Raw genomic sequence first — 11,558 nt, 5'->3', positions numbered from 1 at the left:
CTACGGACCATTTGCCTTTCAGGTCAGCGTCCGACACGTCTACGAAGTTGCCGTTTTTGTAAGCGGTAGCTTTGAACGGTTTTACGTGGCTGTTGATGATAGGCATCGTTGACTCTCCGTCAGGGTTAAGAAGTTGATGGGGTGAATCCTACCGACTCTTTCCGGCGATGGCTCATTGGCAAACCTGATGCTGACGATTGGTTTTCCCTATCAGGTAACTGTATTAATAGAAGAAATCTCAAATCAACGGCGGGTTCGCCAAGGTCATGCCCAGAAAGGGCGTCGCTTCAACATAGCGCATGGCGGATTTCATGTCGCTCCAGCCGACGTAACTCATCAGCGACTTCAAATCCCAGCCGCTGCGATGGGCCCAGGTCGCAAAACCGCGGCGCAGGGAGTGGCTGGTGTAAAGGTCGGCTGGGATGCCGGCGCGCTCCAGCGCCTGGCGCAGCAACGGGATCACACTGTTGGCGTGCAAGCCCTCCTCGCCCAGGTTGCCCCAGCGGTCAATGCCGCGAAACACCGGCCCGCGCACCAGGGCGGACACGCTGAGCCACTCGCTGTAGGCCTGCACCGGGCAAAGGCGCAACAGGGCTGGGGTCTGGTAGGTTTTGCCGAGGTTGTCACGGTCGCTTTTACTGCGTGGTAAATACAGGCTGATACCGGCGCCCGGCACGGCTTGCACGTGCTGAATCTCCAGGCGACACAATTCATCGCTGCGAAACCCACGCCAGAACCCCAGCAGGATCAGTGCCGTGTCGCGTTTGGCGCGCAGTAATCGGGGCTGGTCCTGTGCCTTCCCCGCCTCTTGCGCCTCCGCTGCCAGTGAGGCGACCACCTGTTCGAGGTGCTGGAGTTGCAAGGGCTCGGCCTGTTTCTCCCGCGCCGGGTGCACCGCACGTATGCCCTTGAGCACTTTACGCACCACAGGCGCCTTGGTCGGGTCTGGGAACCCTTGGCTGGTGTGCCACTGCGCCAGCGCCGACAACCGCAGCTTCAAAGTGTTGACGGCCAACACACCCGCATGTGCCACCAGATAACGCGCAACGGCGTCGCTGGTCGCTGGCAGGAACCCGCCCCAACTCACTTCGAAGTGCTCGATGGCCGCACGGTAACTGCGCCGCGTGTTATCGCGGGTGGCGGCATTGAGGTAACGGTCCAGATCGCTCATGAGGGGCTCATTCGTACTGCTGTGGCGTGTATCGGGGATTGAAACGGCCTTCACACGGGATAATACGCCAATATCCCATCTGTTTATCCGCGAATTTAAACCTGTTTTTATTCGTGTTACAGTATGTAAATACATACCCTGTACCACAGTACGAAATCGACGGAGACCCCATGGCTCGCGGCGGCATAAATAAAGCAGTAGTTCAGACGGCACGCCTGGCGATCCTGGCCCGCGGCGAAAACCCCAGCATCGACGCGGTACGCATCGAGATGGGCAATACCGGCTCAAAAACCACCATTCATCGCTATTTGAAGGAGTTGGACGACAGCGAAACCCGGCTGACCATCACCGAAGCGCCGATTGATGACGAGCTTGGTGAGTTGGTCGCACGCTTGGCCCAGCGCCTGAAGGAGAAGGCCCAAGAGCCAATCGACTTGGCGCTGGCGCAGTTCCAGCAGCAAAAAGCCGCCCTGCTCGCCCAGGTAGAAGCCCTGCAAGAGGCGCAGAGTCAGCTGAAGCAGCAATTTGATATTCAGGGCGCTGCGCTCGCAGAAGAAAGTGCGGCGCTGCAAACCGCCAGCACCAGCCTGCAGACCGAGCAAACCCGTAACGCCGGGCTGAGCCAGGCGTGCAGCGATTACGAATTACGCATCAACGACAAGGACGAGCAGATTCGTTCGCTGGAAGACAAGCACCTGCATGCGCGCGATGCGCTTGAGCATTACCGCAACGCGGTCAAGGAGCAGCGCGAGCAGGAACACCAGCGCCACGAAGGGCAGCTGCAACAGGTTCAGGCGCAACTGCGCCAAGCGCAGCAAAGCGCGATGGTGCGTCAGGACGAGATCACTCAGTTGCACCGCGACAATGAGCGGTTATTGATTGAACACCGAGTGACAGCGAAGGAATTGGCGGCGGCGCTGGAACAGCACCGCAAAGCCCAGGCCGAGCAGCTCACGTTGAGCGAGAAGGTCAGCCAAGTGGACAGCGAACGCACCCTGCTTCAGGAGCGTTTGCGCGTTGCCGTGCTGGAAAGCCAGGCACAGCAAGCGGCGCTGGCCACCCATCAGCAGGCAAACAAGGCACTCGAACTGGACCTGATCAAGGCCCAGTCGAGCATCGAGGCATTGCGCCTGGCGGCCGCCGTTGCAGCGACGCCGGAAGCAGCCCCGCCCGCCTGATCAGCCAGCCACTGGCGTGCGCATGGTGACGAACTCTTCGGCCGCCGTGGGATGCACGCCGATGGTTTCGTCGAAATGCTGTTTGGTCGCGCCCGCCTTGAGCGCGATCGCCAGGCCTTGCACGATCTCGCCGGCGTCCGGGCCGACCATGTGGCAGCCGAGCACTTTGTCGGTGTCAGCGTCGACGACCAGCTTCATCAGGGTTTTTTCCTGGCACTCGGTCAGGGTCAGCTTCATCGGGCGGAAGCGGCTTTCGAAGATCTGCACCGTGTGGCCGTTCTTCTTCGCCTCTTCTTCCGTAAGGCCCACCGTGCCGATATTCGGCAGGCTGAACACCGCCGTCGGGATCATTGCGTAATCGACGGGACGGTACTGTTCTGGTTTGAACAAGCGCCGCGCCACCGCCATGCCTTCAGCCAGGGCGACAGGCGTCAGTTGCACACGGCCGATCACGTCACCGATGGCCAGGATCGACGCTTCGGCGGTCTGGTACAGCTCATTCACTTCGACGAAACCACGCTCATCCAGCTTGACGCCAGTGTTCTCCAGGCCAAGGTTGTCCAGCATCGGGCGGCGGCCCGTGGCGTAGAACACGCAATCGGCCTCCAGCACGCGACCGTCTTTGAGCGTGGCCTTGAGGCTGCCGTCCGCCAGTTTTTCGATGCGCTCGATGTCGGCGTTGAATTGCAGGTCCAGGCCTCGCTTGGTCAGCTCTTCCTTCAGGTGAGTGCGCACCGAACCGTCAAAACCGCGCAGGAACAAGTCGCCGCGATACAGCAGCGTGGTCTGTGCGCCCAGGCCGTGGAAAATTCCCGCGAACTCAACCGCGATGTAACCGCCGCCCACCACCAGTACACGTTTGGGCAGTTCTTTCAGGAAGAATGCCTCGTTGGAGCCGATGGCGTGTTCACGCCCCGGAATCTCCGGAATCTGTGGCCAGCCGCCGGTGGCGATCAGGATGTGTTTGGCGGTAAAACGCTCGCCATTGATTTCCACCTGATGCGGATCAACCAACCGCGCGTGCCCTTCGTGCAAGGTCACGCCGCTGTTGACCAGCAGGTTGCGGTAGATGCCATTGAGGCGATTGATTTCGCGGTCCTTGTTGGCGATCAACGTCGCCCAATCAAAGTTCGCCTCACCCAACGACCAGCCAAAGCCGCTCGCTTGCTCAAAGTCTTCGGCGAAATGCGCGCCATACACCAGCAGCTTTTTCGGCACGCAGCCCACGTTTACGCAGGTGCCGCCCAGATAGCGGCTTTCCGCTACCGCCACTTTGGCACCAAAGCCTGCAGCAAAGCGCGCTGCGCGAACACCGCCGGAACCGGCGCCAATTACATACAGGTCAAAATCGTAGGCCATTTCACTCTCCTCGGCAGGACATCAGCATACCGACTTAGATGGGGCTGAAAAACGAAAAAGCCACCCGAAGGTGGCTTTCTCTCAAAACAGGTCAGGCCAGCGTGGATCAGTAAGCCTTGCCAGTCTTGTAGAAGTGCTCGTAGCAGAAGTTTGTTGCCTCGATGTAGCCTTCAGCGCCTCCGCAGTCGAAACGGCGACCTTTGAATTTGTAGGCAATCACGCAACCGTCTTTGGCTTGCTTGAGCAATGCGTCGGTGATCTGGATTTCGCCGCCTTTGCCTGGCTCGGTTTCTTCGATCAACTTGAAGATGTCCGGCGTCAGGATGTAACGGCCAATGATTGCCAGGTTCGACGGTGCATCTTCCGGCGCTGGTTTTTCAACCATGTCACGTACACGAATCAGGCCATCACCGATGTCGTCACCGGCGATCACGCCGTACTTGTTGGTTTCCTGAGGGTCAACCTCTTGAACCGCGACGATGGTGCAACGGTATTTCTGGTACAGCTTGACCATCTGGGTCAGCACGCCGTCGCCTTCCAGGTTGACGCACAGGTCATCCGCCAGTACCACAGCGAACGGTTCGTCACCGATCAGTGGGCGGCCGGTCAGGATCGCGTGGCCAAGGCCTTTCATCTGCGTTTGACGGGTGTAGGAGAACGAGCACTCGTCGAGCAGTTTGCGGATACCAACCAGGTATTTTTCCTTGTCGGTGCCCTTGATCTGGTTTTCCAGCTCGTAGCTGATGTCGAAGTGGTCTTCCAGCGCGCGTTTACCGCGGCCGGTGACGATGGAGATTTCGTTCAGACCGGCATCCAGTGCCTCTTCGACGCCGTACTGAATCAGTGGCTTGTTCACCACCGGCAGCATCTCTTTGGGCATGGCTTTGGTCGCTGGCAAGAAGCGAGTGCCGTAACCGGCTGCTGGGAACAAGCATTTCTTGATCATATGAGTCCTTACAAAGGGCTGTGCGTACGGAATTCGGCGCAGTCTAATCAGGCCGCAGTCACCTTACAATGGGGTCCTGCTGGCGTTGCGATGTCATCATAGAGAAAAAATGTCGGCGTAAGTTCCGCTGATCCTGCGAACGGCTGTATCAACGGTATGGCAACAAACACCATTGCCCCCTGTATCAAAGGGCCTCAATGGTTTTAGCACGCTTTCCAACACAAGGCACTGACCTGCAACAACTTGCGCGCCCCATGGGCATTTGGCGCTATCATGGCGCGCTTGAACCACACCACGAGATTGATAGATGTCAGAACCCAAAGGCGTAAACGGCTACCTGATCACGCAGCGAGCGGATGGCTGGCACTTGATCAACTTCCACGGGGACAGCGTCGCCGGGGCATTCTCGACTGAACAGCAGGCTACCGCCGTAGCTGAAGTGTTCGTGGATGAAGCCGGCCATGCGTCGAGCAAACGACCAAAAGGCAAATAAGCCCCAAGGTCCCGCGCAAAAGGCCCCGCTTGACGGGGCTTTTTTGTGTTTGTGTGTACCTAGGTGGCAGTTCGCTATAATCTGCTGCCAACGCCCCACGACAGTGTCAGCGCCCCTCCAACACCCTCGACGACGACCCCCACCATGAACAAGATTCTGGCACTGACCGCAGCACTCGTGCTGATCACCGGCTGCACCACCACCTCCGACACGCTCCTGAAAAATGGCGAGCAAGGGCTGACCATCGACTGCTCGGGCGAAGCCAATTCGTGGGCCAGCTGCTACGAAAAAGCTGACGCCTCGTGCGCGGGCACCGGCTATCGTATCGTCGGCACCGAAGGTACGCCGTCGCTGAAAGAAGATGAAAAGACCCTGGGTAAAGATGTAGGCAACTTCAAGAGCCGCAGCGTAGTGGTTGTCTGCAAATAAGCCGCTGGCCTACAGATGAATTTCGGCGAACTTGATGCCGAGGCTGCGCAGTAGCTCGATCAAGTCATCCAGCCGTGGAAAGGACTCGACCTCATCCTGCTCGTCCACCAGGAAATAACTGCGCCCTTCGCTCTTCTTGAAAAATACGATCCACTCACCCAAATCGGCCGGGTTCTGGATCACATGGGTCGCCGAGATTTGACCCTCGACGTAGCGGGCTTTGACATCTTCACGTTTCATGAGCACTTTCCATATAAAGACAAATGCCGCGCAAACCCAAGGTTTGCGCGGCATTTTTGCATTTTACACCATTACGCCAATGGCAAAAAAAAGCCTGACCCGGCAATCGCAGGGTCAGGCTTTTTATCGGATTCGAGTGCGCGAGAGAAACCTTGAGGGCTTAACCGGAAATGCAATCCTCCCCGGCCTTCTTCACATCGCCCGGGCGGATTGGCACGTTGGACATGCTTTCATAGAGCTTGATGCTGCTGCCACTGGAGCGCTCTTCAATTTCGAAGATCGCCGAAGGGTCAGCCGAGAATTTCTGCGGAACAATCACCTGCACACCGTCCTTATGCGGCTCGATCTGCGGCGGGCGGCGTGTTGCGGCAAGTTTGTGCACCAGGCACGCGGCGTACTCCTGTGGCTTTTTCCCTGAGATGACCACCAAGGTGGGCGGGGTCTGCTTGATATCTGCAACCGACGCACACCCACCCAACGCCAAGGCCAGAACCAACACACTCCACTTCATACTTAAACCTCCGATAAAGATCCTACGACAGCACCGGGAGTAATTTTCTCCCGTCCATGTAGGATTTATCTCTGAAAACTCGGTAAAAAACTGTTTTTAATTGTCGATGTCGTCGACGACGGCGCGATAATAAACGCGCTGGGGCTGATAAACTCCATCTTAACCTACGTATCGTTCTGATTTTTCAGAAAAAGCCCTTCTGGAGACACCCCATGAAATACATCCACCAGCGCGAGCACCTCAACGAGGGCGACATCGTTGTCATCGAATGTTCGCAGACCTGCAACATTCGCCTGATGAGCGATGCGAACTTTCGCAGCTTCAAAAACGGCGGTCGCCACACCTACCACGGCGGCGCGTTCGACACGTTCCCGGCGAAAATCACTGCGCCGAGTACCGGTTTCTGGAACATTACCCTGGACGTGGTCACACGCCGCGCCATCAGCGTTACCCGCAAACCTGCGCTTTCGCACAAGATCCGCATCGTTCGTCGTACCAGCACCAAACTGAGCTGATCCGAACTCTCGACAGGAAAATAGCTGTGACCACCACGACCAAATACGTCATCAAGTACAAGCTCAACGGCGAACGCCGCTTCGAATTCGCGCAATTGCACAGCAACAGCCTGGAAGAAGCCAAGCAAGCCTTGGCGAAAATCCACGATGACAGCGACGAAATCACCGACATCACTGTGAGCAAGGCACTGTAAGCCATGCACGGCCCGACGGCTGATTTGTTCGCCGATGCTGCCCTGCAGCAGCCTCCCCGGCGCGAACAGATTGGCGAAGAGTCCTACGTACTTCGCGCCTTCGCCCTGCCCTGGCTTGATCGTCTTCTGCCTGAACTGCGCCGTGTCCTGGCCCAATCGCCGTTTCGGCAGATGGTCACGCCCGGCGGCTTCACCATGTCGGCGGCCTTGAGCAGCTGCGGCGCGCTGGGCTGGACGACGGACAGCGCCGGTTACCGTTACAGCCCCCTTGACCCACGCAGCCAGCAGCCTTGGCCGACAATGCCTGAGACCCTGCGGCAACTGGCGGTGCTGGCCGCAAAGGAAGGCGGCTTCCCCGGTTTCTCCCCGGACGCCTGCCTGATCAACCGCTACGTGCCTGGGGCGAAGATGTCCCTGCATCAGGACAAAAACGAACGCAGGTACAGCGCCCCCGTGGTGTCGGTGTCTCTTGGGCTGCCGGCGATATTCCTGTTCGGCGGCCATGAGCGTAGTGACAAGACACAAAAGATTTCACTGTTTCACGGCGACGTCGTGGTCTGGGGCGGCGTCGATCGCCTGCGCTTTCATGGGGTAATGCCCATCAAGGACGGCGTCCACCCGGTCATGGGCCCGCAACGTATCAACCTGACGTTTCGCACCGCCGGTTAATTTGACCGCAAGCTTCAGAGTGCCAGCGGCCATCGGCACCGCTAATCTGCCCGTGAACCGTCCAGAGTGCAGGCCATGAGCAACGAACAAGATCCCCGCTGGGCCGCCATCGTCGCCCGCGACGTCAAGGCAGACGCGCTGTTCGTCTACGGCGTCAAAACCACCGGCGTGTACTGCCGCCCCAGCAGCGCCTCGCGTTTGCCGCGCGCGCAAAACATTGAATTCTTCGACACCCCGGCACAAGCCGAGGCCGCCGGTTATCGCCCGAGCAAACGCGCTGCCGGCGACCAGACCCAATTGGCCGCACACCATGCGCGCCTGGTCGCCCACGCCTGCCGGCAAATAGAACAGGCCGAGACGCCGCCCAGCCTCGACCTGCTCGCGCGCGACGCCGGGCTGAGCACCTTCCATTTTCACCGGGTCTTCAAATCCGTCACCGGCCTGACGCCCAAGGGCTACGCCAGCGCCCTTCGCTCCCGCAAGGTCCGCGATAGCCTCAAAGGTTCGCAGTCGGTGACAGATGCGCTGTATGACGCAGGCTTCAACTCCAACAGCCGCTTCTACGAGTCTGCCGATCGCCTGCTCGGCATGAAGCCCAGCGATTACAAGGATGGCGGCGCCAATAGCCAGATTCGTTTTGCCGTCGGCCAGTGTTCATTAGGGGCGATCCTGGTGGCCCAGAGTCAGCGCGGGGTTTGCGCGATTCTGCTGGGGGATGATCCGGACGTGCTGGTGCGCGACCTGCAGGACCAGTTTCCCAAGGCCGAGCTGGTGGGGGCGGACCGGAGTTTCGAGCAATTGATCGCCCAGGTCGTGGGCTTTATCGAAGCGCCCGCCCTGGGGCTGGATTTGCCCCTGGACCTGCGCGGCACGGCCTTTCAGGAGCGCGTATGGCAGGCATTACGCGACATTCCGGTGGGCAGCACTGCCAGTTATGCGCAGATTGCCGCGCAAATCGGTGCCCCCAAGGCCTTTCGCGCCGTGGCCCAGGCCTGCGGTGCCAACAGCTTGGCCGTGGCCATTCCCTGCCATCGGGTGGTGCGCAGTAATGGCGAACTCTCGGGCTACCGCTGGGGCGTAGAGCGCAAGCGGCAGTTGCTCGAGCGGGAAACCAGCGCCTAGCGGATACCGATGTAGATCAGCGCCTGATTGTCGGCCTGATACACCTCGAAATCGGTGACAAACGCACGCGCCTCGACACCCGGCTGCTCGAAATACACCCAGACCCGCTCCCAGGCATCGATGATTGCATCCGGCATCGGCCCATGGGCCTCAAACACCAGATAGCGCCCGGGCTCGATCACCACACTGTCAAAGCCTTGCGCCGGCGAAGGGGTCGAAACGCCTGCCGTCACATCGAACAGGCCGTGCGCATCCGACTCGTAGCCGCTGTAAACCCCATAGACCGGCGACTCGGGCTGCTTGCCCGGGATCTTCTCGTAGAAGCCTTCAGCGAAAAACTGCTGCCACATCGGGCCGATTTTCGCGCTCGAAGGCTGCCTCTCATCGGCATTGCGCGTGCGCACCTTCACTCCGCAGACCCGGGTCGCCGCCACTCGCTGTTCCTTAATAGTGTGCAAAGCCCTCTCCTTTAAAGCTTCAATTTGCGTTTGCGAAACTCGGCGACTTTATGGCGATTGCCACACAACGCCATGCTGCACCAGCGGCGCTTGTGGGCCTTGGTCCGATCATAAAACCACAGGATGCAGTCCGGGTGCTCACAGCGGCGGATCAGATTGAAATCGGCGCCCACCAATAAATTAGCCGCTGCTTCAGCAATCGGCGACAAAAATTGTTCCGGGGTCTGCTGTTTGCGCTGGCGTTCCAATTGAGGTGCACCAGAAGCCGGCCAGACCAGTTGCGGATGGCTGACCGCCTTGCGCAAAAAGCCATTGAGCGCGGTGGGGTCGCCGGGCTCGCCGGCCTTGCGCGCGGCCACCAGTTCACGAATCACTTCCCGCAAGGCCCTGGCAGTGCCAAGCAAGGCGCCCGTTTCAAACGCAGGAACGCTTCCCTCCTGTACCCACTCCAGGCGCACCAGCCAGCGTTCGACGTCGGCATCGGCCTGCCAGAAATCCAACGGCACGCCGTCGATATTCGCCAGGGTATTGAGCATGTCCAGCACCGGGTCATCGGCCAGTACAGGGGGTTCCAACGGGGCAGGAGATGCAGACGCGACCATGATTTTTCCTCTTGAATACCGACGGCATGGTAACCGCTATTTTTCTTGATGAACAGTTACTACGCGAGAATAGCTAACCCGAATAATAACGTTGACAGGTTACATTTTTGAGCGCAGCTTTTGAAAACAAGTAACCCGTAAATCACATCAATCAAGTTACAAAAAGGTGCGCTCATCATGTCTTTCCCAGCTCCAGTCGTTCGCTACCACCACGTCGAAGTCGATGGCGTGCGGATGTTCTACCGTGAAGCCGGTGACCCTGCGGCCCCCGTCATGCTGTTGCTGCATGGCTTCCCCAGTTCATCGCACATGTACCGCGATCTGATCCCGCTGCTGGCCACCCGCTTTAGGGTTATTGCACCGGATCTGCCAGGCTTCGGTTTCACCGAGGTGCCTGCCGAACGTGAGTACCACTACAGCTTCGATAACCTGGCGATTACCGTCGGGCACTTCGTCGATGCCCTCAAGCTGACGCGCTACGCCTTGTACGTCTTCGATTACGGCGCCCCGGTGGGCCTGCGCCTGGCGGTGGCACACCCGCAACGGGTCAGCGCATTGGTCTCGCAAAACGGCAATGCGTACCTGGAAGGGCTTGGGGACGCGTGGTCGCCAATTCGTGCGTATTGGGCCGAACCGAGCCAGGCCAACCGCGAGGTGATTCGCAACGCAGTAATCAGCCTGGAAGGCACCCGGTATCAGTACCTGCACGGCGTGAATCAGCCGGAATTAATTGCACCCGAGTCCTATATGCTCGACGTGCTGTTGATGCAGCGCCCTGGCAATGACGAGATCCAGTTGGACCTGTTCCTCGACTATCGCAACAACCTCACGCTGTACCCGGCCTTCCAGGCCTTTTTCAAGGCCACCCAAGTGCCGACACTGGTGATCTGGGGCCAGAACGATCCGTTCTTCATCCCGCCCGGCGCCCATGCCTACACAGGCGATAACGCCAACGCCGTGGTCGAGTTGCTGGACACCGGCCACTTCGCACTGGAAACCCACGCGGCGCATATCGCCGAGCGTATCCATGCCGTGCTGGGGGCTGCCATCGACTGATGACGCTGCACGAAACCACGCCTTCGTCCAGTGAATAAAACAGAGTGGCCGGGTGCCGATGGCCCTGCTAAAAACAGCGCACAGTCTTATTAACGCTGGAGACGCATCCATGAGCACCTGGCCAGACACCCGCCTTCTCGACCTGCTGGGCATTGAAGTGCCCATCATCCAGGCCCCCATGGCCGTCGGCACGACCACCGCCATGGTCATCGCGGCCAATAACGCCGGCGCGCTGGGTTCGTTGCCTGCCGCCGCATTGAGCATCGAGCAACTTCGCGAAGCCTTGCGCCTTATCCGCGCGGCCAGCCCGCGGCCGATCAACGTCAATTTCTTTTGCCATCAAGCGCCGGAGGATGATCCAGCCCGCGCGGGTCGCTGGAAGGATTTGCTCGAACCCTATTACCGTGAACTCGGTGCTGACTTCGATGCGCCGACGCCGGTGTCCAACCGTGCGCCGTTCAACGACGCAGCCTGCAAGGTGGTCGAAGAATTCCGCCCGGAGGTGGTGAGTTTTCACTTTGGACTGCCGGAAAAAGTCCTGCTCGACCGCGTCAAAGCCACGGGTGCCAAGGTCCTGTCGTCGGCGACCACCGTGGAAGAAGCCATTTGGCTGGA

16 protein-coding genes and 1 pseudogene are annotated in these 11,558 nt (G+C 59.2%); 9 read left to right on the top strand and 8 right to left on the bottom strand.

The genetic code is table 11. The features are described from left to right. Positions 1–106, bottom strand: a pseudogene (locus WBB95_RS02130) (peroxiredoxin); the annotation flags it as partial. Positions 107–238: 132 nt separating this feature from the next. Further along, the gene (locus WBB95_RS02125) at positions 239–1,171 is read right to left on the bottom strand and encodes a site-specific integrase (RefSeq protein ID WP_424486080.1); all 933 of its coding nucleotides are present in this window, start codon (positions 1,169–1,171) and stop codon (positions 239–241) included. Between the two features lie 170 nt (positions 1,172–1,341). Here WBB95_RS02125 and WBB95_RS02120 point away from each other — a divergent pair, with 170 nt between their 5' ends. Further along, the gene (locus WBB95_RS02120) at positions 1,342–2,349 is read left to right on the top strand and encodes a DNA-binding protein (RefSeq protein WP_424486079.1); all 1,008 of its coding nucleotides are present in this window, start codon (positions 1,342–1,344) and stop codon (positions 2,347–2,349) included. Here the strand turns inward: WBB95_RS02120 and gorA are convergent, their stop codons facing one another. Continuing rightward, positions 2,350–3,708, bottom strand: a complete 1,359-nt coding sequence (gene gorA / locus WBB95_RS02115) for a glutathione-disulfide reductase (RefSeq protein WP_424486078.1) — start codon at positions 3,706–3,708, stop codon at positions 2,350–2,352. Positions 3,709–3,814: 106 nt separating this feature from the next. Further along, a complete protein-coding gene (gene galU / locus WBB95_RS02110) occupies positions 3,815–4,654 on the bottom strand; it encodes a UTP--glucose-1-phosphate uridylyltransferase GalU (RefSeq protein WP_003212579.1) in 840 nt (279 codons plus the stop codon). A gap of 307 nt (positions 4,655–4,961) precedes the next feature. On the opposite strand from galU, the gene WBB95_RS02105 reads away from it, so the two are divergent. After that, on the top strand, positions 4,962–5,147 hold the full coding sequence (locus WBB95_RS02105; protein WP_424486077.1) for a hypothetical protein: 186 nt from the start codon (positions 4,962–4,964) through the stop codon (positions 5,145–5,147). A 144-nt stretch (positions 5,148–5,291) separates the two neighbouring features. Beyond that, the gene (locus WBB95_RS02100) at positions 5,292–5,576 is read left to right on the top strand and encodes a hypothetical protein (RefSeq protein ID WP_424486076.1); all 285 of its coding nucleotides are present in this window, start codon (positions 5,292–5,294) and stop codon (positions 5,574–5,576) included. Between the two features lie 9 nt (positions 5,577–5,585). Here WBB95_RS02100 and WBB95_RS02095 read toward each other — a convergent pair whose 3' ends face one another. Next, the gene (locus WBB95_RS02095) at positions 5,586–5,816 is read right to left on the bottom strand and encodes a hypothetical protein (RefSeq protein ID WP_424486075.1); all 231 of its coding nucleotides are present in this window, start codon (positions 5,814–5,816) and stop codon (positions 5,586–5,588) included. 160 nt (positions 5,817–5,976) lie between these two features. Next, a complete protein-coding gene (locus WBB95_RS02090) occupies positions 5,977–6,327 on the bottom strand; it encodes a hypothetical protein (RefSeq protein ID WP_424486074.1) in 351 nt (116 codons plus the stop codon). Positions 6,328–6,539: 212 nt separating this feature from the next. Between WBB95_RS02090 and WBB95_RS02085 the strand changes: the two genes are divergently transcribed. The 4 genes from WBB95_RS02085 (at position 6,540) to ada (ending at position 8,827) form a co-directional block, all read left to right on the top strand. Continuing rightward, positions 6,540–6,842, top strand: coding sequence for a DUF1883 domain-containing protein (locus WBB95_RS02085; RefSeq protein WP_409835147.1), 303 nt, complete (start codon positions 6,540–6,542; stop codon positions 6,840–6,842). A gap of 26 nt (positions 6,843–6,868) precedes the next feature. After that, positions 6,869–7,036, top strand: coding sequence for a hypothetical protein (locus WBB95_RS02080; protein ID WP_424486073.1), 168 nt, complete (start codon positions 6,869–6,871; stop codon positions 7,034–7,036). Positions 7,037–7,039: 3 nt separating this feature from the next. Beyond that, complete coding sequence (alkB, locus tag WBB95_RS02075; protein ID WP_424486072.1) at positions 7,040–7,705, top strand: DNA oxidative demethylase AlkB; 666 nt, start codon at positions 7,040–7,042, stop codon at positions 7,703–7,705. A 75-nt stretch (positions 7,706–7,780) separates the two neighbouring features. Continuing rightward, positions 7,781–8,827, top strand: coding sequence for a bifunctional DNA-binding transcriptional regulator/O6-methylguanine-DNA methyltransferase Ada (gene ada / locus WBB95_RS02070; protein ID WP_424486071.1), 1,047 nt, complete (start codon positions 7,781–7,783; stop codon positions 8,825–8,827). Here ada and WBB95_RS02065 read toward each other — a convergent pair. Further along, positions 8,824–9,285 (bottom strand): GyrI-like domain-containing protein, encoded by a 462-nt coding sequence (locus tag WBB95_RS02065; RefSeq protein WP_424486070.1) that lies wholly within the window; start codon positions 9,283–9,285, stop codon positions 8,824–8,826. The genes ada and WBB95_RS02065 overlap by 4 nt on opposite strands. 11 nt (positions 9,286–9,296) lie before the next feature. Next, positions 9,297–9,887, bottom strand: a complete 591-nt coding sequence (locus WBB95_RS02060; protein WP_424486069.1) for a CGNR zinc finger domain-containing protein — start codon at positions 9,885–9,887, stop codon at positions 9,297–9,299. A 177-nt stretch (positions 9,888–10,064) separates the two neighbouring features. On the opposite strand from WBB95_RS02060, the gene WBB95_RS02055 reads away from it, so the two are divergent. Both WBB95_RS02055 and WBB95_RS02050 read left to right on the top strand, forming a co-directional pair. Continuing rightward, positions 10,065–10,943, top strand: a complete 879-nt coding sequence (locus tag WBB95_RS02055; protein WP_424486068.1) for an alpha/beta fold hydrolase — start codon at positions 10,065–10,067, stop codon at positions 10,941–10,943. Between the two features lie 109 nt (positions 10,944–11,052). Then, positions 11,053–11,558 (top strand): NAD(P)H-dependent flavin oxidoreductase (locus WBB95_RS02050; RefSeq protein WP_424486067.1); only part of this gene is annotated, 506 nt, incomplete at its 3' end.

The sequence above is a fragment of the Pseudomonas sp. genome, from assembly GCF_049645325.1.
In the GTDB taxonomy this organism is placed as follows: domain Bacteria; phylum Pseudomonadota; class Gammaproteobacteria; order Pseudomonadales; family Pseudomonadaceae; genus Aquipseudomonas.
The sequence above is the reverse complement of the archived record's forward strand: the minus strand, read 5'-3'. Positions and strand labels throughout refer to the sequence as shown.